Source organism: Flavobacterium sp. GSA192 (assembly GCF_006386525.1).
Lineage (GTDB): Bacteria > Bacteroidota > Bacteroidia > Flavobacteriales > Flavobacteriaceae > Flavobacterium > Flavobacterium commune.
Window position 1 is genome coordinate 394,259 of sequence record NZ_VAHC01000001.1, and the last position, 25,425, is coordinate 419,683.

General features: G+C 34.4%; 18 protein-coding genes. All 18 read left to right on the forward strand.

What is annotated here, in order from left to right; genetic code table 11:
* The first annotated feature begins 307 nt into the window (after window positions 1–307).
* The 18 genes from FDM27_RS01670 (at window position 308) to FDM27_RS01755 (ending at window position 25,299) form a co-directional block, all read left to right on the forward strand.
* On the forward strand, window positions 308–892 hold the full coding sequence (locus FDM27_RS01670) for an RNA polymerase sigma factor (protein WP_071185036.1): 585 nt from the start codon (window positions 308–310) through the stop codon (window positions 890–892).
* A gap of 102 nt (window positions 893–994) precedes the next feature.
* The gene (locus FDM27_RS01675; protein WP_140484939.1) at window positions 995–2,146 is read left to right on the forward strand and encodes a FecR family protein; all 1,152 of its coding nucleotides are present in this window, start codon (window positions 995–997) and stop codon (window positions 2,144–2,146) included.
* Between the two features lie 99 nt (window positions 2,147–2,245).
* A complete protein-coding gene (locus FDM27_RS01680) occupies window positions 2,246–5,566 on the forward strand; it encodes a SusC/RagA family TonB-linked outer membrane protein (RefSeq protein ID WP_219846393.1) in 3,321 nt (1,106 codons plus the stop codon).
* Between the two features lie 29 nt (window positions 5,567–5,595).
* A complete protein-coding gene (locus FDM27_RS01685; protein ID WP_140484940.1) occupies window positions 5,596–7,134 on the forward strand; it encodes a RagB/SusD family nutrient uptake outer membrane protein in 1,539 nt (512 codons plus the stop codon).
* 97 nt (window positions 7,135–7,231) lie between these two features.
* Window positions 7,232–8,233, forward strand: a complete 1,002-nt coding sequence (locus FDM27_RS01690) for an alpha/beta hydrolase (RefSeq protein ID WP_255510438.1) — start codon at window positions 7,232–7,234, stop codon at window positions 8,231–8,233.
* Between the two features lie 42 nt (window positions 8,234–8,275).
* Window positions 8,276–9,232, forward strand: coding sequence for an alpha/beta hydrolase (locus tag FDM27_RS01695; protein WP_219846394.1), 957 nt, complete (start codon window positions 8,276–8,278; stop codon window positions 9,230–9,232).
* Window positions 9,233–9,238: 6 nt separating this feature from the next.
* Complete coding sequence (locus FDM27_RS01700; RefSeq protein ID WP_140484942.1) at window positions 9,239–10,048, forward strand: rhamnogalacturonan acetylesterase; 810 nt, start codon at window positions 9,239–9,241, stop codon at window positions 10,046–10,048.
* A gap of 15 nt (window positions 10,049–10,063) precedes the next feature.
* Window positions 10,064–11,050 (forward strand): pectinesterase family protein, encoded by a 987-nt coding sequence (locus FDM27_RS01705; RefSeq protein WP_140484943.1) that lies wholly within the window; start codon window positions 10,064–10,066, stop codon window positions 11,048–11,050.
* A 431-nt stretch (window positions 11,051–11,481) separates the two neighbouring features.
* Window positions 11,482–13,941 carry a glycosyl hydrolase family 95 catalytic domain-containing protein gene (locus tag FDM27_RS01710; protein ID WP_140484944.1) on the forward strand — a complete coding sequence of 820 codons (2,460 nt, stop codon included), beginning with the start codon at window positions 11,482–11,484 and terminating at the stop codon, window positions 13,939–13,941.
* Window positions 13,942–13,974: 33 nt separating this feature from the next.
* Entirely contained in the window at window positions 13,975–14,817 is an 843-nt protein-coding gene (locus tag FDM27_RS01715) for a sialate O-acetylesterase (RefSeq protein ID WP_140484945.1), read from the forward strand.
* Between the two features lie 43 nt (window positions 14,818–14,860).
* Window positions 14,861–15,820 carry a glycoside hydrolase family 43 protein gene (locus tag FDM27_RS01720; protein WP_140484946.1) on the forward strand — a complete coding sequence of 320 codons (960 nt, stop codon included), beginning with the start codon at window positions 14,861–14,863 and terminating at the stop codon, window positions 15,818–15,820.
* Window positions 15,821–15,828: 8 nt separating this feature from the next.
* The gene (locus FDM27_RS01725) at window positions 15,829–17,388 is read left to right on the forward strand and encodes a glycoside hydrolase 43 family protein (protein WP_140484947.1); all 1,560 of its coding nucleotides are present in this window, start codon (window positions 15,829–15,831) and stop codon (window positions 17,386–17,388) included.
* Window positions 17,389–17,397: 9 nt separating this feature from the next.
* Complete coding sequence (locus FDM27_RS01730; protein WP_140484948.1) at window positions 17,398–18,696, forward strand: glycosyl hydrolase family 8; 1,299 nt, start codon at window positions 17,398–17,400, stop codon at window positions 18,694–18,696.
* Window positions 18,697–18,728: 32 nt separating this feature from the next.
* Window positions 18,729–19,841 (forward strand): alpha/beta hydrolase-fold protein, encoded by a 1,113-nt coding sequence (locus tag FDM27_RS01735; RefSeq protein WP_140484949.1) that lies wholly within the window; start codon window positions 18,729–18,731, stop codon window positions 19,839–19,841.
* A gap of 11 nt (window positions 19,842–19,852) precedes the next feature.
* Window positions 19,853–21,007 (forward strand): alpha/beta hydrolase-fold protein, encoded by a 1,155-nt coding sequence (locus FDM27_RS01740; protein WP_140484950.1) that lies wholly within the window; start codon window positions 19,853–19,855, stop codon window positions 21,005–21,007.
* Window positions 21,008–21,041: 34 nt separating this feature from the next.
* Window positions 21,042–21,938, forward strand: coding sequence for an alpha/beta hydrolase (locus tag FDM27_RS01745; protein WP_140484951.1), 897 nt, complete (start codon window positions 21,042–21,044; stop codon window positions 21,936–21,938).
* Window positions 21,939–21,995: 57 nt separating this feature from the next.
* Window positions 21,996–23,930, forward strand: coding sequence for a glycoside hydrolase family 97 protein (locus FDM27_RS01750; RefSeq protein WP_140484952.1), 1,935 nt, complete (start codon window positions 21,996–21,998; stop codon window positions 23,928–23,930).
* A gap of 4 nt (window positions 23,931–23,934) precedes the next feature.
* Window positions 23,935–25,299 carry a glycoside hydrolase family 43 protein gene (locus FDM27_RS01755; protein ID WP_140484953.1) on the forward strand — a complete coding sequence of 455 codons (1,365 nt, stop codon included), beginning with the start codon at window positions 23,935–23,937 and terminating at the stop codon, window positions 25,297–25,299.
* The last annotated feature ends 126 nt before the right edge of the window (window positions 25,300–25,425 follow it).

Here is a 25,425-nt window from a genome sequence, read left to right on the forward strand (position 1 = left end):
AATATAGTAACATTTATAAATCAACTGTCATTTTTTTCTGATGTTAGCTGCTTTTTTTAAGTTGGTTTATTCGTTTTGCTAATGTTTTGTTTTTTAATAAAGAATTACATTGATTCTTGTTATTGTGGATGATAGTAACGAATGCTGTTTTTTGAGAAATAAAAATAATTTTCAAAACCCTATTTTTTTAATGTTTGTAGGGATTGTTCTCTTTGTTTGATAAAATATTATGTTAAAATTTTAAGATATTCGAAAATTGATTATTTATTTTTAGATTTGACCCACTAACCCTTAAAGCATATTTTAAATGGCATTTGTAAATAAATACAATGACATAGATCTTGTGAAGCGTCTTCAGGAAAACGAAGAAGAAGCTTTGACGATTATTTATAAAGAATATTGGGAAATCATGTATTTGGCGGCCTATAATCTTGTTAAAGATAGATCGGTATGTGAGGATATAGTTCAAGAAGTGTTTATTTCGCTATGGCAAAGAAGGGCGAAGTTGCAGATAAAAGTTTCTTTGAAAAGTTATTTGTACACTAGTACTGTGTATAAAGTCTATGACCATTTTGATAAAAATAAAAAGATGCTAAAGGGCGAGTTGTTTGATAATTTTGAAAATAAAATTGAAACTTCTAATCCAGAAACCAAATTAATGCATGAAGAATTAATTCATCATTTAGATTCCATTATTGATACTTTACCGGACAAATGCAAAGAGGTTTATAAGTTGAGCAGAGAAAATATGTTGTCTAATAAAGAGATTGCTGAGCAATTAAATATTTCGCAACGTACGGTTGAAGGTCATATTTCTAAAGCTTTAAAGATTTTAAAAGAATCGCTTGGAGTAGCCGTAAGTATTGAGTTTATCACACTTTTTTTAAAGTAAAAAAATAAGATGTGTAAAAAAAAGTAAAAATAATTACAAATAGAGCAGGTGTGAAACGTTTTTTTGGAGACTTAGTTATATAAGCATACAAAAAACGAACAAATGAGTTTCAATCACCAACACTATTTTTCAGAATTAGTTAGTAAACTTCTCGATGGTTCTATTACGAAAGAGGAATTAGACAAACTGCTGAATTTCTTTTTGAATAATCAGGAAATCGAAAATTGGCCTGTTCATTTGGGATCCAAAGAAGATGTTCAGGAAAGGATTTATGAAAAAATCCGATTAGAATTGGATTTTGATAAAAAAGAAGAAACTAAAGTAATTCCGTTATATCAAAAACCTTTCTTTAAATATGCTGTAGCGGCATCAGTAGCAGTATTGATAGCATTTACAGCTTTTTTTAATCAACAAGAAACAAATACTGTTGTTGCAGCGGTTCCTAACAAAATAGAAGTTGGTACTGATAAAGCAATGTTAACTTTGGAAGATGGTTCCACTGTTGTTTTAGAAAAAGGTAAAACTTACAATAATAAAAACGTAAATAGTACTGGAAAAGAGTTGTTGTACAACAAATCCAATTCGGCTTCAAAAAAAATAGCGTATAATTATTTGACTATTCCAAGAGGCGGGCAGTTTGCCATCACACTTTCTGATGGTACAAAAGTTTGGTTGAACTCAGAAACCAAATTGAAATTTCCGGTAAATTTTGTAGAAGGAAAAACCAGAGAAGTAGAATTAGTTTATGGTGAAGCTTACTTTGATGTGTCTCCAAGTACAGCTCATAAAGGGGCGGGTTTTACAGTGTCTCAAAAGGCTCAAAAAATCCACGTTATAGGTACCGAATTTAATATAAAAGCATACAAAGACGATTTGAGTATTTCTACCACTTTAGTAGAAGGAAAGGTCGAAATGCAATTTGATAATGTCAAACAAAACTTAATTCCAAATCAACGCGCCAATTTTGATCTTAAAACTAATAAGGTGAAAATAGCTAAGGTTGATGTCTATAGCGAAATATGTTGGAAAGATGGCGTTTTCAGTTTTGAAGATAAACCACTGGATGAAATTATGAAAGTGCTATCGAGATGGTATGATATTCAGGTTGTTTTTGAAAACGAATCTATCAAAAAAGAGCAATTTAATGGAGTTTTAATAAAAGACAGAAATATTGATGAAATTTTAAGGTCTATTAAAAACTCCGGAATTATAAAGAAATATGAATTTAAAAATAAAACCTTGATACTGAAATAAAAAAAAAGAGGGTTAGTAGTTTAGATATTTAGCGGTTTCCTTACTACTTCCCTCCCTATACATTAATTAAACTATTGTTCAACTAACAACCACAAAACTATGAAAATTAATTCTATTAATTGTCGTTTTGAATTTCAAAAACGGCTTCTATTGATTATGATGAAAACATTTTTAATCCTATTTTGTACGACCGTTTTCAGTTTCAATACTGAAACCACTTTTTCGCAGGCAAAAATATCTATTGATGAAAATCAATTGGTTTCGGTCAAAGAAGTTTTTAAAATAATTCAAAAGCAAACCAATTACAGTTTTATTTATCCTAACGACTTTTTTAAAGATGCTCCAAAGGTGCAATTGAAAAAAGGGACCATTGAAATTTCTAAATTATTAACTCCGATTTTTAAATCTCGTAATTTGAATTTCGAAATAACAGCCGATAAGAATATTATCATTAAAGAGACTTTAAGTACTGAGGCGAAAGAAAAGCCCATTGAAGCGAAAGAAAAAGCTGTTCAGGAAATAAAAGTGTCCGGTAAAATAACCGATGAGAATAATCAACCTATTCCGGGAGCCAGTATTCTTGTTAAAGGAACTCAAATAGCCACACAGACTGATCTTGACGGTAAATATTTAATAAAAGTACCATCAAATGAGAGTGTTTTGGTTGTATCATTTATAGGATATGGAACCAAAGAAATAAAGATTAATAATCAGTCCGTAATCAATTTCCAACTTCTGCCAGAAACCGCAAAATTAGAAGAAGTTGTTGTAGTGGGTTACGGTTCAAGTAAACAAAAAGATTTAACGGGTTCTGTTTCTTCTGTAAAATCAGAAAATTTTAACAAAGGACCACAATTAAGTGCACAGCAAGCTATTCAAGGAAAAATGGCTGGTGTTGTAATTGCTCAGAATAGTGGTAAACCAGGAGGTTCTAATACAGTAATCATTCGTGGAGGAACTTCCTTAACAGGAACAAATGATCCTTTGTATGTTATTGATGGTGTGCCCATTTCTACTTCGGCAGGAGTGAGTTCAGCAAATATTAGAGGAAATGGAACTGATTTTTTCGATCAGGAACCAACCAATCCTTTGATGACTATTAGTCCAAATGATATTGAATCAGTAACTGTTTTGAAAGATGCTTCTTCAACAGCTATTTATGGTTCGAGAGGAGCAAACGGAGTAATTGTTATTACCACTAAGAAAGGAAAATCAGGAAATTTAAAAGTGAGTCTTGATGTTACCGGAGGGATTTCGACAGTTTCAAACAAATTAGATGTTTTGTCTGCTGATGAGTATAGAAAAATTAATACCGATTTAGGTTTGACTTTTTCTGATTTAGGAGGAAATACAAATTGGCAAGACGAAATTTATAGAACCGCAAAAACACAGGATTACAACTTATCTTTTTCAGGAGGCTCAGACAAAACCGCATACAGAGCTTCTTTGGGATATGGTAATCAGGAAGGGGTTTTAATTGGTTCCAAATTAGAAAGAGCTAATGCAAGAATCAACGTGAATCATTCTGCACTTGATGATAAACTTACATTTGATTTTAGAGTGAATTATGGTCAAACATTTTCTAATAATTCACCGGTGTCAAACACAGTAGGAAGTGAAGCAGGAACCAGTATCAATTACGAATCCTATGTTTTTAATCCAACGTATCCAATTTATGATGCCAATGGAAACTACAACCATGTGCCTCCTTATAGAATCAATCCGGTTTCTTTTTCTAATGATGTTTTAGATGAAGTAACTAATAATCGTTTCTTAGGTAATTTATCCACTACTTATAAGATTTTTAATCCTTTAAGTGTGAATGTGAATTTAGGTTATACTAACCAAGCAATTAATAGAAATTCCTATGTTAAAAAATCAAATCCGTTAGGAGAAGGAATGGGCGGATATGCCAGTGTTCAAAAACTAGAAGATTACAGCAAGTTATTAGAAACTGTTTTGAGATATAATAACTCATTTGGTAAACACAGTGTAGATGCTATTGCGGGTTATTCATACCAATATTTTGTAAACGAAGGAATCCGTAATGCCGTATCAGGATTTTTATCAGATGAATTCAGATGGTATAGCCTTCAGGCTGCCAGTACGAATCAAGGTGTAACTTCTTTCAAAGGAAGTAATAAATTAATTTCGATGTATGGTAGGGTAAACTATAATTTTGATGATATTATTCTGGCAACCGCAACTGTGAGAAGAGATGGTTCAAGCCGATTTGGTTCAGGAAATCAATGGGGGGTATTTCCATCGGGGTCTTTGGCATGGAGAGTTTCTAATATGGATTTCTTTAAATCTAAAACTATTTCTGATTTAAAAATCAGGACCAGTTATGGGGTGACAGGAAATCAGGAAATTGGAAATTTGAATTCCATTACAAGACTTGGAGCTACTTCAGCAGGATATATTGTTGGAGGACAAAGAATTACCACTGTGTTGCCATTGCAATATGCTAATCCTGATTTAAAATGGGAGCAAACTGCCCAGTTTAATACGGGTATCGATTATTCGATATTAGATGGTAGAATTCGCGGAAGTATCGATTATTATGTTAAAAAAACTACGGATCTTTTACTGCGTATTCCGGTGCCTTCGCCTACAGCTGTTAGTACCCAATTAGCAAACGTGGGAAGTGTACAAAATAAAGGGATTGAGTTAGAAATTTCTGCTGATATCATTAAAAAAGCTGATTTTTCATGGAGTACTTCTATCAACTATACAAGAAATAGAAATAAGGTATTAAGTCTTTCTAATAGTTTGTACAAAGGGGATAATATTCAGGTTGCACCATTGCAAGGACAAGGCTTAACAGCAGGTATTTATGCCCAACTTATACAACCGGGATTGCCTGTGGGGACTTTTTATGGAAGAGAATTTAAAGGGATTGAAAATGGTGTTGAGATAATTGATCCGGAAATGAAAGTGATTGGTTCAGCACAACCTGATTTTACATTTGGTATTACAAATTCATTGAGCTATAAGAGATTATCATTAGGATTTAATTTTAGAGGATCTGTTGGTAATGATGTGTTTAATTTAACTGCTAATAACTTAGGGTATTTAAGTAATCTTCCTGGACGAAATGTATTGCAGGAAGCTGTTTCAAGCGGTGTTTTAAGAACGCAACCTAAACAATATTCTTCCAGATGGATTGAGGATGGTTCTTTTGTAAGATTAGACAATATTACTTTAGGTTATGATATTAATCTTAAAAATTTGCCTGCAATCTCTAATGCAAGATTGTTTATTACGGGACAGAATTTGTTGTTGTTTACTAAATATTCAGGTTTAGATCCTGAGGTTAATTCAGATGTTTCTGGTACTGGAATTGCTCCTATTGGAGTTGATTATTTAGCTTATCCAAAAGCTAAAACAGTAAGTGCCGGATTAAGTGTAACCTTCTAAACTAAACTTCAATTAAAAATAATACTATTATGAAAAAATATATAATCAAATTAATATGGTGTTCATTTGCTGTTTCACTATTATTGCCGGGATGTACCAATTTAGAGGAGGAAACATTTGGAAGTTTGTCTCCTGATACTTATTATAACAATGAAGCAGAGGCACTTTCTTCTGTAGTGGGAGTTTATCAGGCTTTGTCTCAGGTAGCTCATATTGGGGATCCTTGGCGTATCGCCGAATTTGGAACCGATGAGTTTATAGTTCCCGGAAGAGCCAGTGGGGGATGGTTTGACCAAAATAATATTGACATAATCAATCATACTGTAGCTCCAACAAACGCTACTTGTGGTAGAGCATGGAGAAATATTTTTCAGGAAATTGGTACGGCTAATGCTGTTTTAGAAAGTTTGCAGGCATCGCCAAATAGTGCCAATTTAAAAGGATTAATTGCTGAGGTAAGAGCCTTACGTGCTTATGGTTATTTTTATGCAATGGATTTTTGGGGTAATGTACCATTAGTTACTGTGGCAAGAATAGACCCTAATAATTTACCTGGTACTACTCCCAGAGCAGAAATATTTGATTTTATTGAAACAGAAATGTTGGCTGCAATAGAAGATTTGCCTTCAATAACATCTGTAAACAAAGCAAGTTATTATCCAAGGTTTACAAAAGAAGCTATTTATGGAGTTTTGGCAACCATGTATTTAAATGCTCAGGTATATACAGGAACTCCTAAATGGACTGAAGCGGTAGCCATGTGTGATAAAATTATTGGTACCAATAAATATTCATTGGAAGCAGCTGTAGTAGATAATTTCAAGTCAACTAAAGAGCAGAATTCAACAGAAATAATTTCCTCTTTTTCTATTGCACCAGCACAGAATGCAGGAAGCAATCAATTTATCTTATATACTCAAAACGCATTAGATAAATTAAAATACAATTTACCTTTTACACCCGCCAATGGTTACAGTACCTATCAGGAAGCTCTTGATAGATATGAAAATCAGGATGTCCGTAAGTCATTGATTGAATATGGTCCACAATATTATTTAGATGGTGTTACACCTTTAACTTACCCAAATGGAACGCAATTAAATATAATTGCAGTGCAAGATTTAGTAAGTGCTGAGGATAACGAAGGATATAAAGTGTTGAAATATACTCCTATTGGAACATCCTGGTCTGGTTTTAATGCTGATAATGACTTGGTTTTAATACGTTATGCTGATATTTTATTGATAAAAGCCGAAGCCTTGTTTAGAGGAGGTACTACAACAATCACTGATACACCATTAAATTTAGTAAATACCGTAAGAGGTAGAAGTAATGCGTCTCTTTTATCAAGCTTGACTTTGAAAAATATTGAAGACGAAAGAGCTAGAGAATTGATTTGGGAAGGTCACCGTAGAAGAGATATGATTCGTTTTGGGACTTATTTTACAGGAACCTGGGCATTCAAAACAACGCAAACGGATACTTTTAGAGGTATATATCCTATTCCTCAGGAGCAGCGAACTGCAAATCCAAAACTGGAACAGAATCCAGGTTACCCTTTGAATTAAGTAATAAATTTGGTTAATAAATAGTTGGTTAAACCCATGTGTTCCTAGATTATTCTAAAATACATGGGTTTTTTATCTTAATTTAATTTTGTGTGTAATGATGTCTTTTACCAATGTATCGATTAGATTTATTTTAATTTTTGTTTTAGTACTATCGTTGAACCATAGTTATGGTCAATCTTATACAGGAGTAACTGGAATTAGAGATTCTTCTTATTCTACTAAAAATGCTTATAAATATGATGTAAAAACGCATCCGTCTATCAAGATTGTTACTGAATTTAAGTTTTCTTCAGTTAAAGAAATACGAAATATTAGCTATTGCGAAATTGGGAAACGTAAATTGAATTTGGATGTCTTTTACAATACTGAAAAGGCAAATTCCAAACGAACAGCAATCATCATTATTCACGGTGGCGGTTGGCGAACGGGAATCAGGGAACAACATTATCCGATGGCGCAAAAGTTAGCCAGTTTGGGGTATGTGTGTTTTACACCAGAGTATCGTCTTTCTACCGAAGCACTTTTTCCGGCAGCTATTTATGATATTAAAGCAGTTATTCGTTGGGTTCGGGAAAATGCAGCAGCTTATAATTTTGATGCCAATCGAATCGCTGTTTTAGGTTTTTCAGCTGGAGGCGAAATGGCTTCTTTTATGGGGACAACTGGAAATATGCCATTATTTGAAGGAACTTCTTGTAATTTAAATGCAAAATCTCATGCAAATGCCGTGGTAGATATTGACGGAACCTTATCTTTTGTACATCCGGATGGTCGAGAAGGAGACGATAGCAAAGGAATTTCAGCTGGGACTTATTGGTTTGGCTATTCAAAAGCAGAAAACCCGAAATTATGGGAAGCAGCATCGCCGTTGAGTTATGTAAGTGCTCAAACGCCACCAACACTTTTTATCAATAGTGCTGTGTCTTGGATGCATGCGGGGCGGGAAGATTATATCAAAGTTTTGGATAAAAACGGAATCTATTCGGAAGTAAAAGAATTCGAAGGAGCACCGCATTCATTTTGTTTGTATGAGCCTTGGTTTAGTCCAACAATTCAATATATAGACAATTTTTTAACTAAAGTTTTTAATAAATAATATTTCAATGCTATGAAGCCCTTTTTTCAAAATGTTTTTTGGATGGTCCTTTTTGTTTCTTTTTATGCAAAAGCACAACAAACCACAATTAAGATTCCAAAAGACACTTCTTTTACGGTAAAAAATGAATACAAAAAATACCTGAAAAACTTTCCACATATAAAACCCGCTAAAGATTCTTTGCCGGAAAATGTAAATGAAAGTAGGAATTTGGTTTATAACACATTAAAAAATACTCTTTTTGGAGACAGAGATTTGCATCTTGATGTGTTTTCTCCAAAGAAAAAAGGAAAATATCCAGCCTTAATTATGGTTCATGGCGAAGGATGGAGAGCGGGAGATAAAGCATTGCAAGTACCGCTGGCTCAAAAATTGGCAGCCAAAGGAATTGTAACAGTATGTGTCGAATACCAATTGTTGCAGGAAGCCAAATATCCGGCAGCTGTTTTTAATATAAAATCGGCAGTGCGATGGGTACGTGCCAATGCGGATAAATACGGAATTGATTCGGATAAAATAGCGATTTCAGGCTGTTCGGCAGGAGGACAATTGGCTTTGTTGGTTGGATTGACAAACGGGGTGGAAGCCAAGGAAGGAAATCAGGGAAATTTAGGTTTTTCAAGTAATGTTCAAGCTATTGTAGATTTGGATGGAGTAGTGGATTTTATGGCACCTTTGTCTCTTAATCTAAAACGAGGTCCTGATTCACCAGACGTACAATGGTTAGGAGGCACTTTTTATGAAAAACCGGAAATTTGGAAAGATGCTTCTCCTATCTTTTGGGCTAATGAAAAATCTTGTCCCATCTTGTTTGTCAATAGTGGTTTTCCAAGATTTCACGCCGGTCAGGATGAGTTAATCGGGATGATGAAAGATTGGGGAATATATACCGAAGTTCATAAATTTGATATCCAGCTCCATACATTCTGGTTGTTTAATCCCTGGATTGATCCAACGGCGAATTATATCAATGATTTTTTACTTAAAGTTTTTAAATAAATGAATATGAAAATAAAATTTATAGTTCCAGCCGTTTGTGTAATAGCTAGTTTTATAATGGCTTTCGGTGTGAAAAAAAATCACGTAACGGTTTATTTAGTTGGCGATTCCACAATGGCGGATTATGCTAATAATTACGAGCCGGGCAAAGATTATATGAAAACAAGATATCCGGTTACAGGATGGGGACAGGTTTTTCAGCAATATTTAGTGAAAGATAGTTTGCGAAAAGTGAATAAATTAATCAAAACTGACAGTGCTTTTGTCGATGACCGAGCCAGAGGCGGTCGCAGTACACGAACATTTTTTCAGGAAGGAAGATGGCGGGCGGTGTATGAAAATCTTAAAAAAGATGATTTGGTTTTGATGCAATTTGGGCACAACGATGCTGCCGAAGACAGAGCCGAAAGATATGTTACCATTGAAGGTTATAAGGAATTTTTGAGATTGTTTGTGAGCCAAACCAGATCCAAAGGAGCAGTTCCAATTATCTTAACACCAGTGGCCAGAAATTATCCTTGGAAAGATGGGAAATTGCAAAATGTTCACGGATTGTACGATCAGGCTGCAAAAGATGTGGCAAATGAATTGCAGGTTTTGGTTATCGATTTGAACAAGAAATCAATGGATTTTTTCACTAAAAAAGGAGAGACTTTTTCGGCTGAAAATTATTTTATGAATTTCCCTGCCGGTAAATATGAAGCTTATCCAGAGGGACAAAAAGACAATACCCATTTTCAAACCAAAGGAGCAATAGAGGTAGCCCGACTTGTTTTTGAAGGAATGAAAGAATTAAATGCAACTATTAAAAATTAATAAAAACTGTTTTCTATGAGAAATGTAATCCGACTAAAATACATTTTGTTTTTTTTATTTATTAGCCAATTCTTTTTTGCCCAAACAGCAAATCCTGAAAAATATAAATATCAATTTGTTGTTGCTAAAGACGGTAGTGGTGATTATAAATACATTCAGGATGCAATCGATGCGATGCGAAAATTCCCTTTGGCTCCAATCACTTTATATATTAAAAATGGAGTTTATAACGAAAAGATAGAGTTGTCGGCTAATAATACCGATGTTACTTTTATTGGTGAAAGTGTAGATAAAACGATTATTACTTATAACGATTATTCCGGTAGAGGCAAAATGGGCACTTTTAATTCCTATACGGCTAAAATATCCGGAAACCGATTCAAAGCCGAGAATATAACTTTTGAAAATTCAGCAGGCAGGGTAGGGCAGGCAGTAGCCTTGTATGTTGATGCTGATAAAGCCGTTTTTAAAAATTGTAAATTTTTAGGAAATCAAGATACGATCTATCATGGCGGTGAATATTCGAGACAATTTTTTGTGGATTGTCATATAGAGGGAACAACCGATTTTATATTCGGTCCGGCAACGGCAGTTTTTAAAAATTGTACAATCCTTTGTAAAGCGAATTCTTATATCACAGCACCCAATACTCCAAAAGATAAAGAGTTTGGTTTTGTCTTTATGGATTGTAAAGTTAGTGTGACTAGCGAAGTTGATAAAATGTACCTTGGCCGACCTTGGAGAGCCTGGGCAAAATCAGTATTTATAAAATGTGAATTGCCTAAACAAATCGCCCCGGCAGCATGGGATAATTGGGGAAATGTTGAGAATGAAAAAACTGCTTTTTTTGCGGAATACGAATGTAGTGGTGAAGGTTTTAAACCAAAAGAAAGAGCATCATGGACACATCAACTGAAAAAAGCAGAAGCCGAAAGATATACTTTGAAAACTATTTTGGGTAGTAATTCAAAATCTTCAGAAAAGGAATGGTATGAATTGTGATTTTTTAAAATAGGTACCTTAAAAATAGATTGACAGGGTTAACAACAAATTTTTAAACCAGTGGATTATATTTCACTGGTTTTTTTGTAATAACTTTCATCGTATAAATATTAGGCTAATTTTTATTGAATTATTTTATGGTATTATAAAAAATACTAAAATATTTTTATCAAAAATAAAATAACAAACAATATGCAACCGATTGTGTAATTTTTATATATTTGTAAAGTTGAATTTATACTTAAGCTTTTGAGTCTGACAAAAGAAGTTAAAATTCAAAAGAAAAATAACAATCTGGTGATTAAAAAAAAACTTTAATTTGAAGGTTTTTTTTATTCCTTTTTTTAAGTGTTATTTAAACACATATATAAAGGAGCTGTTTGTTAAAATTGGAGTATTGGAGATAATTTAGGATTTTGTCAATTAATAGAATGAAAAACTTTTTTTTAATATACTTGGTTTTAGTGTTTTCATTGGGATATTCCCAAGAGAATAATAGACTGAAACTTTGGTATAATCAACCTTCAGGGAAAACTTGGGAAAATGCTTTGCCTATTGGTAATGGTTTTCTAGGTGCTATGGTTTATGGAAATGTTGAAAATGAAATTATCCAGTTAAATGAAAATACCGTATGGAGTGGTGGACCGAATAGAAACGATAATCCAAATGCTTTAGCCGCGTTGCCGGAAATTCGGAAAATGATTTTTGATGGAAAACATAAGGATGCTGAAAAATTAGCAAACCAGGCTTTTATTTCAAAAAAATCACAAGGGCAGATGTTTCAGTCGGTAGGGAATCTTAATTTAAGTTTTGAAGGGCATGAAAAGTATTCTAATTATAGGAGAGAACTAAACATAGAAAATGCAATTTCTAAAACCAGTTATGAGGTTGATGGTGTAACTTATATGAGAGAGGCTTTTGTTTCATTTTCAGAAAGAGTGATTGTAATTCATCTTACGGCAAATAAAAAAGGGAGTCTTTCATTCACTGCTAATTATACTTCGCCCCATAAGATTAAGAATTTTGCAGTAAGCAATTCAAAAGATCTTGAAATCACAGGTACTACCAGTGATCATGAAGGAGTAAAAAGTTTGATTAATTTTAAAGGAATAACTCGTATCAAATTAGATAACGGAAAATTAGAACAAACTGATAATTCACTTATTGTAAAAAATGCGAATGCTGTTACTATTTTTATATCTATAGCAACTAATTTTAATAACTATAATGATGTAAGTGGTAATGAAGCGAAACGTGCTGCTGATTATATGAATGCAGCCTATGGAAAATCTTATGAAACCATTAGAAAGAAACATATTGCAGCTTATCAAAAGTATTTCAATAGGGTTAAATTAGATTTGGGGACAACTCCGGCAGCTGATTTACCAACAGATGAACGTTTGAAAAATTTTAGAAATACAAATGACCCACAATTTGTAGCATTATATTATCAATATGGTCGTTATTTATTGATATCATCTTCGCAACCTGGAGGACAACCGGCTAATTTACAAGGGATTTGGAATAATAGTCTTACTCCGGCCTGGGACAGTAAATACACTATTAATATAAATGCTGAAATGAATTATTGGCCTGCTGAAAAAACCAATCTTTCAGAACTACACCAACCTTTTTTAGAAATGGTAAAAGATCTAGCTGTGACGGGACAAGAAACTGCCAAAACCATGTATGGAACAAGAGGATGGATGGCGCATCATAATACTGATATTTGGCGCGCTACTGGTGCTGTGGATGGTGCTTTCTGGGGATTATGGACCGCTGGAGGCGGATGGACCAGTCAGCATTTATGGGAACATTATCTTTATAAAGGAGATAAAGAATTTTTGGCATCTATATATCCTGTACTAAAAGGTGCAGCCTTATTTTATGTAGATTTTCTGGTAGAACATCCTAAATATAAATGGATGGTTGTAAATCCGGGGAATTCTCCGGAAAATGCTCCGCAGGCTCATAATGGTTCATCGCTTGATGCAGGAACAACAATGGATAACCAAATTGTTTATGATGTTTTTTCTACCACAATTCGGGCAGCACAAATTTTAAAAGAGGATGCTATTTTAATAGATACGTTGAAACAGTTACGCAGTCGATTGGCTCCAATGCATGTGGGGAAATACAATCAGCTTCAAGAATGGCTGGATGATATTGATGATCCGAATGATAATCATCGACATGTGTCTCATCTTTATGGATTATTTCCTTCTAATCAAATTTCTGCATATAGAACACCTGAATTATTTGCTGCTTCAAAAAATACCTTACTTCAACGAGGAGATGTATCCACGGGTTGGAGTATGGGCTGGAAAATTAATTGGTGGGCAAAATTGCAAGATGGGAATCATGCTTTTTCGCTTATAAAAAATCAGCTAACACCTTTAGGAGTAAACAAAGGAGGAGGAGGCACTTATAATAATCTTTTTGATGCGCATCCGCCATTTCAGATTGATGGAAATTTTGGTTGTACTTCGGGAATTACAGAAATGTTAGTTCAAAGTTCTGACGGAGCTATTCATTTGCTTCCGGCATTAGCTGATGTTTGGCCAGACGGTAGCGTTGAAGGAATACGTGCTCGAGGTGGTTTCGAAATTGTAGAGATGAAATGGAAGAATTATAAACTTACCAAATTAGTTGTAAAATCAACATTAGGAGGGAATCTAAGATTGCGTTTACCAAATAATCTCAAACAAAAATCAGGTGCTGAATTAGCAATGGCAAATGGAGAAAATCCGAATCCTTTTTATTTTGTTGATGAAACGGCACAAGCCATTATATCTGAAAAATCCAATATAAAACCACTTGAGCTTAAACCTACAATATTGGTTGATATTGAAACAAAAAAAGGGAATGTTTACACATTTGTTAGTAAATAAAACAATTTTATAAAAATTAAAAATAGGACTAAAATGAAAAAAAAATTAAATCTACTTTTTGCTTTCACACTATTATTTTTTGGAACAAATACATTTGCCCAAAATCCTAAATTTCATATTTATCTCTGTTTAGGGCAGTCTAATATGGAAGGCTATGCTAAAATTGAACCTCAGGATACTATAGTAAATAAGCGTTTTCAGGTTTTAGAAGCAGTAGATTGTGATAATTTGAACAGAAAAAAAGGACAATGGTACACAGCAGTTCCGCCTTTGAGTCGTTGTACTACAGGACTTAGCCCGGCAGATTATTTTGGAAGAGAAATGATTGCTAATCTTCCGCAAGATGTAAAAGTTGGTGTTATCAATGTAGCTGTGGGAGGATGTAAAATTGAACTTTTTGACAAAGATAATTATGAAGCTTACGTGAGTACAGCACCACAATGGTTGAAATCGACGGTGTCTCAATATGACGGGAATCCGTATGCCAGATTGGTAGAAATGGCTAAAATTGCTCAGAAAGACGGAGTGATAAAAGGAATATTATTACATCAGGGAGAATCGAATACTGGTGATACGCTTTGGACAAAAAAGGTAAAAGTAGTTTATGATAATTTATTGAAAGATTTAAATCTTAAAGCTGAATCTACGCCTTTATTGGCTGGAGAAGTGGTTCATGCAGACCAAAATGGGGTATGTGCCGGTATGAATAAAATTATTGCCACTTTGCCTCAAACAATCCCCAATTCCTATGTGATTTCTTCCAGCGGATGCCAGGATGGTGCAGATAATCTTCATTTTACAGCCGAAGGATATAGAGTGTTTGGGAAACGATATGCTGCAAAGATGCTTGAGATAATGAAAAAGAATAAAATTTAAATCAGGCTAGTCTTTTAAAATAACCAACCAAAAAAATATAAATATGAAATTGAATACCAAGGTTTTATTGGCATTATGTTGTTTGTCGATGATTGAAATTACAGCACAAAATCCTATCATCAAGCATATTTTTACTGCTGATCCTTCGCCAATAGTACATAAAGATACGCTGTTTTTATACACAGGGCATGATGTCGCTACCGAAGCTGATACTAATTATAAAATGGCCGATTGGCATGTGTTTTCTACAACTGATATGGCAACCTGGAAAGATCACGGGGCACCACTTTCGCCGAGTACTTTTTCGTGGGCTACAGGTGATGCTTATGCCGCACAGTGTATCGAGAGAAACGGGAAATTTTACTGGTTTGTTTCGACCTTTCATAAAAAAGATGGAGTTAGTGGAGGCGGAGCAGCTATAGGAGTTGCTGTTTCAGATACGCCTACAGGTCCTTTTAAAGATGCCATTGGTAAAGCTCTTGTGATAAACGAAATGACCAAAGATTTACCTCACGCTTGGGATGATATTGATCCTACCGTATTTGTGGATGATGATGGACAAGCTTACATGTTTTGGGGTAATGGAAGCTGTAAATGGGTGAAATTGAAAGAGAACATGATAGAAATGGATGGCCCTATTACCACTTTCAAGCCTAAAAATTATATCGAAGGTCCTTGGGTTTATAAAAGAAAAGGACTTTATTATTTGGTATATGCCAGTTCAGGTACAAAACCGGAAATGATTGAATATTGTACCGCTACAAATCCCGCAGGTCCATGGACATACCAGGGGATTATTCAGGAAAATGTACCTAACAGTTTTACGACACATCCGGGAATTATTGATTATAAAGGAAACTCATACTTTTTTTATCATAACGGAACTTTGCCTACAGGAGGTAGTTACAGACGCTCTGTTTGTGTAGATTATATGTATTATAATGAGGATGGAACTATTCAGAAAATAGTACAAACTACTGAAGGTGTAAAAGCTTTAAAATAAAAATTGACATGAAAATAAGAGATACTTTTTTTTATATTGTTTTGCTGGTTGGTTTAACAATTACTACTAATTATGCTCAGGAAAATAAAGCTAAAAATCCATTGATTCATGCAGATGTTCCTGATTTATCAATGATTAGAGTAGGTGATACTTATTATATGAGTAGCACTACAATGCACGTTAATCCGGGAGTTCCAATTATGAAATCTACTGATTTAGTAAATTGGAAATTAGTTAATTATGCTTATGAAACATTAGAAGATGACAATGACAGACTCAATTTAGATAATGGAAAAAATGATTATGGTAGAGGTTCATGGGCTAGCTGTTTGCGTTTCCATGAAGGAATTTATTATGTAAGCACTTTTTCAGGAACAACGGGTAAAACATATATTTATTCAACAAAAAACATAGAAAAAGGACCTTGGAAAAAAATAGTATTAAATAATTCATACCACGATCACTCCATTCTTTTTGATGATGATGGAAAAGTGTATATGGTTTGGGGAGCAGGAAAAATTCAAATTATAGAGCTAAATAAGGATCTTTCAGGAGTAAAAGAAGAAACTAAAAGAGTCTTAATAGAAAATGCAAGTGCTCCTGCTGGAAACAATATAATGTTGCAATCTGAAGGTTCTCAACTTTTTAAAATTAACGGAAAATATTATTTATTTAATATCAACTGGCCAAGAGGAGGAATGCGTACTGTAATTATTCATCGTGCCGATAACATCAATGGTCCTTGGGAAGGAAAAGTGGGATTGCAAGATCAGGGTGTGGCACAAGGTGGACTTATCGATACTCCAGATGGTAGATGGTTTTCTTATTTATTTAAAGATGCCGGAGGTGTGGGACGTATTCCTTATTTAGTTCCGGTTAAATGGGAAGATGGCTGGCCAATATTAGGAGTGAATGGAAAAGTTCCTGAATATTTAGATTTACCACCAAGCAAAGGATTGATTCCTGGAATTGTAAATTCAGATGAGTTTACACGTAAAAGAAGTGATCAAGATTTGTCTTTAGTTTGGCAATGGAATCATAACCCAGACAATTCACTTTGGTCTGTGAGAGAGAGAAAAGGGTATTTAAGATTAAAAACAGCCAGAATAGACAGCAGTTTTGTTCAGGCTAAAAATACCTTGACTCAAAGAACTTTTGGACCTGAAAGTTCGGCTTCAACAATGCTTGAGATTTCTAAAATGAAAGAAGGAGACATGGCAGGACTTGCTTTACTGCAAAAAGAATTTGGATTAATAGCGGTGAAAATTGAAAATGGTTCTAAAAAAATTGTAATGATTGATGCTTCCAAAGGAATTCCAAAAGAAATTGCAAGTGTAACTGTAAACCAAGACAAAGTATATTTTAAAGCAGAATGTGATTTTAAAGATAGAGCAGATAAAGGAAAGTTTTATTACAGTTTGGACGGAAAAGAATGGATTAGTATTGGGAACACTATAAAGTTACCTTACACACTTCCACATTTTATGGGATACCGTTTTGGTCTGTTTAATTATGCTACAAAAAATACGGGTGGATATGTAGATTTTGATTGGTTCAGAATTAAATAAAGATTGAGTATGGTTATAAATAAATTTTATAAGCAGGATTATCATCGAATTATCCAATTTTTTGTACTGATTCTTATTTTGATAGTTCCGGCTTTGGCCATAAGCCAAAACAAAAAGAAAACCGTAAAATCAGCAATCAAAACATCTCAATATCGTAATCTTTTTAAAGAAGCAGGATATAGTCAGGTTGAAATAGACCAGAAATTAGCTAAAGCATACTATGATATTTTCGAAGGGCCAAATCATGTTTATTTTGAAGAAGGCGATTCTTTAGGTTACGTCTCTGATGTTAAAAATAAAGATGCACGTACCGAAGGCATGTCTTATGGTATGATGGTCGCAGTTCAATTGGATAAAAAAGAGGTTTTTGACCGTCTTTGGCGTTGGTCAGTAAAATACATGCAGCATCAAAGTGGACCAAGAGAAGGGTACTTTGCTTGGAGTGTAAATCCAGAAACCAAGAAAAAGAATTCGCAGAATTCAGCTTCAGATGGCGAATTATATTATATAACCAGTTTACTATTTGCCTCTAATAAATGGGGTAATAATACTGGTATTGATTATTATAAAGAAGCTCGTAGAATATTAGATGTGATGTGGAAAAAAGACGGTACTGATAATGTATATAATCTGATAAATACGGAGCACAAGCAAATAACCTTTGTACCTGAAGGAGGAAGTTACAATTGGACAGATCCTTCTTATCATTTGCCTGCATTTTATGAAGTTTGGGCATTGTATGCCAAAGATGGACATGAGGAGTTTTATAAAGAATGTGCGGATGTTTCCCGTGATTTTTTGCACAAAGCCTGTCATCCTGTAACGGCTTTAAATGCTGATTATACGGAATTTAATGGTCAACCACATTCCACTCGATGGATGCCGGCAGCTTTTCGTTATGATTCCTGGCGTGTTCCAATGAATATTGCGATGGATTATACCTGGTATGGAAAAGATAAAAAATGGCAGGAAGATTACGCTAAGAGATTTCAAAATTTCCTTAGGTCTAAAGGATTAGAAACTTATGAGGATCAATTCAATTTAGATGGTTCTGTTCCGGATTTTATTCTTCAGGCTGGTCCAGTTAAAAAGTTGAGACATTCTATAGGATTGGTTTCCACTGCAGCAACTGCTTCGCTTGTCAATAAAGATAAAGGGAGTGTAGATTTTGTTCATGCAATTTGGAATGCCAAACTGGAGCCTTATGAAGACGGCTATTTTGATCCCTATTATGATGGTTTGATGTATCTCTTCAGTTTAATGCACCTTAGTGGGAAATATCAAATTATAGAGCCAGAAATTAATTGAAATTGAAATTTTTAAACTTAAAAAAATAAAATATGAAACAGTATTTAAATGTTACGTTATTGGTATTTATTTTATCGAGCTATTTGTGTTTAGGACAATCTATTGTGGAAGATTTTAAGCCTTCCACAGTCAATCAGCCAGGACAGGAATATCCACAAGTTAATTCTCAGGGCTACGCACGATTCAAAATTTTAGCTCCAGAAGCACAATCGGTTGTGGTGAGTCTTGGACTAGGAGGAGCAAAGGGAGGTACTGTTCTTACCAAAGGAGAGAATGGTTTTTGGATGGGAACTACAGCAGGAGCAATGGATGAAGGATTTCATTATTATCATGTAACTGTTGATGGAGGTGTTTTTAATGATCCCGGAGCCTTAAATTTTTATGGATCTACCCGTTGGGAAAGCGGAATAGAAATTCCAGCCCATGATCAGGATTTTTATGCATTAAAAAACGTTCCTCATGGTAATGTACAGCAAATTCTTTTTCCTTCAAAAAGTACTAACACTTCGCGCCGTGCTTATGTTTATACACCACCGGGTTATTCAAAAGAACAATCAAAACGTTTTCCTGTGTTGTATTTGCAACATGGTTGGGGCGAAGATGAAACTGCCTGGAGTAATCAGGGACGCGTCAATTTAATAATGGATAATTTAATTGCCGAAGGGAAAATAAAACCATTCATTATTGTAATGACTTACGGAATGACCAATGAAGTTAAATGGGGAGGTATGGCTAGTTTCAAAATTGATGGTTTTCAAACGGTTCTTGTCGATGAATTAATTCCGTATGTCGATGCAAATTTCCGTACTCTGGCTAATCATGCAAATCGAGCCATGGCGGGACTTTCAATGGGAGGTATGGAAACAAAAACCATAACACTGAACAAACCGGAAGTATTTTCTCATTATGCACTTTTGAGCGGTGGAACTTATAAACCGGAAGATATTAAAGAAAAATCGAAGGTGAAACTTATCTTTTTAAGTTGTGGAAGTAAAGAGCGTCCTGATGGTGTAAAAAATGCAGTAACTGGCCTGAAAGACGCAGGATTTAATGCCATTTCCTATGTTTCAGAAGGAACAGGACACGAATTTCAAACTTGGCGACGTAGTTTTAAGGAGTTAGCACCATTACTTTTTAAGGATTAAAAAAGATTTTTATGAATTATAAATCTATTATTTATTTAGTGAGTGTCTTGATAACCACAATTGGCATTGCTCAAAATAATCCGCCTAAAGTTAGAGAAGATTTTAAACCATCGTCTGTAAATCAACAAGGGAAGTTATATCCGCAAGTCAATTCCGAAGGTCGGGTTAGAGCAAGTATTCTGGCACCTCAGGCTAATAAGGTTCAGCTTGATCTTGGAGGTACAAAATATGATATGGTAAAAGATGAGAAAGGTATCTGGACAGGAGTATCTGAACCTCAGGATGAGGGATTCCATTATTATCAATTGAATATTGACGGAGCATCAGTTCCTGACCCCGGAACAGTATATTTTTACGGCGCTGGGAGGTTGGGAAGCGGTATAGAAATTCCAGCTGTTGATCAGGAGTTTTTTGCCATGAAAGATGTTCCGCATGGTCTTGTTAGCGAAAATATTTATTTCTCTAAACTAACGAATTCGTTTAGACGCTGTTTTGTTTATACGCCTGCAAATTATAATGAAGATTCAAAAACTCGTTTTCCTGTACTTTATTTACAACACGGAAGTTTTGAGGACGAAACAGGATGGGCAGTTCAAGGAAAAGCCAATCTAATATTGGATAATTTGATTGCTTCGAAAAAAGCAAATCCTATGATTATTGTAATGGATAATGGTTATGCTTATAAACCTCAAAGCAATACAGCTCGCCCAGAATCAGTATTTGAAGAGGTTGTAATAAATGAAATAATTCCTATGATTGATGCTAAGTTTCGCACCATTGCAAACAGAGAAAATAGAGCAATTGCAGGACTTTCTATGGGAGCCAATCAAACGATGAGAATCATGATGAATAATTTAAATACTTTTTCTCATTATGGAGGATTTAGCGGAACTTCTAATTATCCGAGTACTGATGCAATTGATGTCAACACTTTTTTAGATGGAAAATTTAAAGATGGTAATGTACTTAATAAAAAAGTAAAGCTCTTTTGGTTAGGATTGGGAACCAAAGAACCTAATCCGTTTCCGGGTTCAGTGGGTGCATTTCGAACCATGTTAGAACAACAAGGAATTAGATATGCCTATTATGAATCTCCTGAAACAGCGCATGAATGGCTTACATGGAGAAGATGCTTAAATCAATTTGTAACTCAATTATTTAAATAAAAAACCAATTATCAACCAACCTAAAAATAAAATAATGAAAAAAATTATTGTTACAGCAACAATGCTTTTTATGTGTAATCTAATTGTTGTTGCACAAAAAATCGAAAAAGAAGGTCCGAAGGGATTTGACCAATTAAAGCCAGCTATCGCTCACGGTACAATAGATACCATCGCTTATGATTCAAAAACAGTAGGAACCACCAGAAAGGCTTTAGTTTATAAGACTCCTGGATTTTCAAAGGACAAAAAATATCCTGTACTTTATTTACTGCATGGTATTGGCGGTGATGAAAAAGAGTGGCTAAAAGGAGGGACTCCACAAATCATATTGGACAACTTATTTGCTGAAGGAAAAATCAAGCCAATGATAGTGGTGTTGCCAAACGGACGAGCTATTAAAGATGACCGGGCTACTGGAAATATTATGGCTCCAGATAAGGTTCAAGGTTTTGCCACTTTTGAAAGAGATCTTTTGGATGATTTAATTCCGTTTATCGAAAAAACATATCCAACTCTGACTGATCGAGAGAACCGCGCTATTGCAGGACTTTCTATGGGAGGAGGTCAATCACTTAATTTTGGTTTAGGGAACTTAGACAAATTTGCCTGGGTGGGAGGTTTTTCATCTGCACCTAATACTAAATTACCAGAAGTTTTAGTACCAAATCCGGAAGAAGCAAAGAAAAAATTAAAATTGCTTTGGATTTCCTGTGGAGACAAAGATGGATTAATTACTTATGGCAAGCGTTTACATGATTATTTATTGGAAAAAAACGTACCACATGTATATTACTTAGAGCCAGGCGGACATGATTTTAAAGTTTGGAAAAATGGTTTGTATATGTTGTCACAGTTTTTGTTTAAGCCTGTTGATGTTTCTTCATTGGGTCAATACACTATTTTGGATAATACTTCTACTTCCGCTAAATAAAAAAAACACACTAGAATTTTTAAAAAAAATGTAGTGAATAGAATTAAAAAAAGGATAATGAAAAATATAATTGTTTTATGCTGCTTCATAATTTTTTCAGCAGCTTATTCACAAAATACAATGTCGGTTTCCAGTCCTAATGGAGACCTGACATTGAAGGTATTAATTAATGATGGAACGGCATTTTATTCCGTTACTTACAAGGGAGGAATTGTATTAGAAGATTCTCCACTAGGATTAATTACTAATGCTGGCGATTTTACAACTAATATGAATTTTGTAAATTCAACTGCAGCTAAAGTAGAGGAAACTTATCATCAGACTAAGATTAAACAATCAGAAGTAAACTATAATGCCAATACTTTAAATTGTGTGTTTTCGAATGCTAAGCAACAAAAAATAGCAGTTTTGTTTCAGGTAAGTAATAATAATATTGCTTTTAGATATGAGCTTCCTGCGTGGGGAGATACTAAAGTTTGTGTAGTTTCTGAAGAAAAAACAGGATTTAAATTTCCGTCATCAACCACAACTTTTCTTTCTCCAATGATGCGACCAATGACAGGATTTGCTCGTACTGCACCTAGTTATGAAAGCGGTTACGAAGCTGATGCTCCATTAAGTAAAACCACATCTTCTGAAGGTTATGTATTTCCCGGACTTTTCAATTTAGCCAATAAAGCTTGGGTTTTATTATCAGAAACAGGAGTGAGTAGTTTGTATACCGCTTCACATTTAAGTGGGTATAAAAACGGAATATATACTGTAGAATATCCAAATTCGAAACAAAACAATGGTTTTGGAAGTTCGGGAGCACAAATAAGTCTTCCTGGTGTAACACCCTGGCGAACAATTACGGTTGGAGAGACACTAAAACCTATTGTCGAAACTACAATTCCTTTTGATGTTGTAAAACCACTTTACAAGCCTTCACAAGAATATAAAATGGGTAAAGGCAGTTGGAGCTGGATTGTATGGCAAGACAATAGTATGAATTATGAAGATCAGGTAAAATATATTGATCTGGCCGCCGCTATGAAATTTGAATACATTTTAATTGATGCCTGGTGGGATGATAGAATTGGGTATGATAAAATGAAAGAATTAATCCAGTATGCTAAATCTAAAAATGTAGAGGTATTCTTGTGGTACAATTCTAATGGTACTGTTAATGATGCTTTTCAGACTCCACTTAATAAAATGAATACTGCGATTGCCCGAAAGAACGAAATGAAATGGCTTAAAGAAGCGGGAGTAAAAGGATTGAAAGTAGATTTCTTTGGAGGAGACAAACAAGAAACGATGAAATTGTATGAAGATATTCTTTCAGATGCTAATGATTATGGTTTGATGATTGTTTTTCATGGTGCTACATTGCCTCGTGGCTGGGAAAAAATGTATCCAAATTTTGTGGGAAGCGAAGCGGTAGTAGCTTCTGAAATGTTGATTTTTTCGCAGGATGTACGCGAAAAAGAAGCCTATTTTGCCTCATTGCATCCTTTTATTCGAAATGCGGTAGGTAGTATGGAATTTGGAGGAGTATTATTAAATAAATATCTAAACAAAGGAAATCAAAAAGGACAACTCCGATTGACTACAGATGCTTTTCAGTTAGCAACTTCAGTTCTTTTTCAAAATCCTGTTCAAATGTTTGGTCTAACTCCTAATAATCTTGTAGATGTACCTGCTTTTGAATTGGAATTTTTAAGAAATGTTCCAACTACATGGGATGAAACGGTTTTTATAGATGGATATCCAGGAAAATACAGTGTTTTAGCCCGCCGACATGGACAAAAATGGTACGTGGCAGGTGTAAATGCAGAAAAAACAGCTAAAGAATTAAAAATTAAACTTCCTATGCTTGCAGGCCAAAGTGTTACTATGTATAATGATAAAGCGGATAAAGAAACGTATACAAGCAATTTAAAAGTTTCTAAAAACGGACAGTTATCAATAACAATACAACCTAATGGAGGATTTGTAATAACGAATTAGAACTATGAAACAACCCTATAAAATAGTAGCAATATTTATTATCCTCTTAAATTGTTCAATAGGAGAAGCACAAAATCCTATTGTACAAACCAATTATACAGCCGATCCTGCTCCAATGGTATACAATGGTAAAGTGTATTTATATACAAGCCATGATGAAGATGATTCTACCTGGTTTACCATGAACGATTGGCGATTGTATACCACTGAAGATATGGTCAATTGGACTGATCATGGAGCGGTATTGTCTTATAAAGAGTTTGCCTGGGCAAAAATGAATGCCTGGGCACCTCAGTGTATTGAACGAAAGGGAAAATTTTATATGTATGTACCCATTACCGATCGTCAAGGAAAGAACGGTATAGGTATTGCTGTTGCCTATAGTCCTTATGGACCATTTATTGACCCATTAGGGAAACCTTTAGTTTCGAATAGTAATGCCGATATAGATCCAACCGTTTTTATAGATGATGATGGTCAGGCTTATTTATTTTGGGGAAATCCGGTATGTTATTATGTTAAGTTGAATGAAGACATGATTTCTTATGAAGGTGAAATCCAACAATTTCCTAATACAATAGAAGCATTTGGAAAGCGTGAAGGAAAAGTGAATGAACAAAGACCAACAACTTATGAAGAAGGACCATGGCTATACAAACGAAATAGTCTTTACTATTTATTATTTGCAGCAGGACCTATATCCGAACATATTGGCTATTCAACCAGTAAAAGTCCACTTGGACCCTGGAAATACCAAGGTGTTGTAATGCCTACACAAGGAGGTTCTTTTACCAATCATCCCGGGATTATTGATTTTAAAGGGAAAAGTTATTTTTTCTATCATAATGGTGCATTGCCGGGAGGTGGAGGTTTTACCCGTTCCGTTAGTGTAGAAGAGGCTAAGTTTAATAAAGACGGTTCGATTGTACAGATGAATATGACCGAAGGCATAAAAAAGAGTTTAGCTCCATTAAATCCTTATGTGAAAACTGAAGCAGAAACTATTGCGTGGTCTGAAGGTGTGAAGTCTATGAAGAATAATGTAGTTGGTAATTTTATTACAGCAAAATATAATAATGCTTATACCAAAGTCAAAGAGGTAGATTTTCGTCAAGAGGGAGCTTCTAAATTTACAGCCCGAATAGGTACAACTCACAACGGGAATGTAACTATGGAAGTAAGATTGGACAGTAAAGAAGGAGAATTAATTGGAACTGTAAATGTTCCAATGACAGGAGGAAATGACAGATGGGTATTACAGACAATTGATATAAAAAAAGTATCCGGAATTCATGATGTCTATTTCGTTTTTAAAGGGAAAGCCCAAAAGGATATTATGTATTTTGATTATTGGAAATTCTCAAAATAATTTTATTTTTTTTTAAGAAAAAAGCAATCGGTTGTCTAAAAAGTTTTTAAATTAGGATTCGAAAGATACATGAATAAAAATTATGTTAGCTGATTTCAAAAGTATCCTAAATTAAGTCTAGAAATA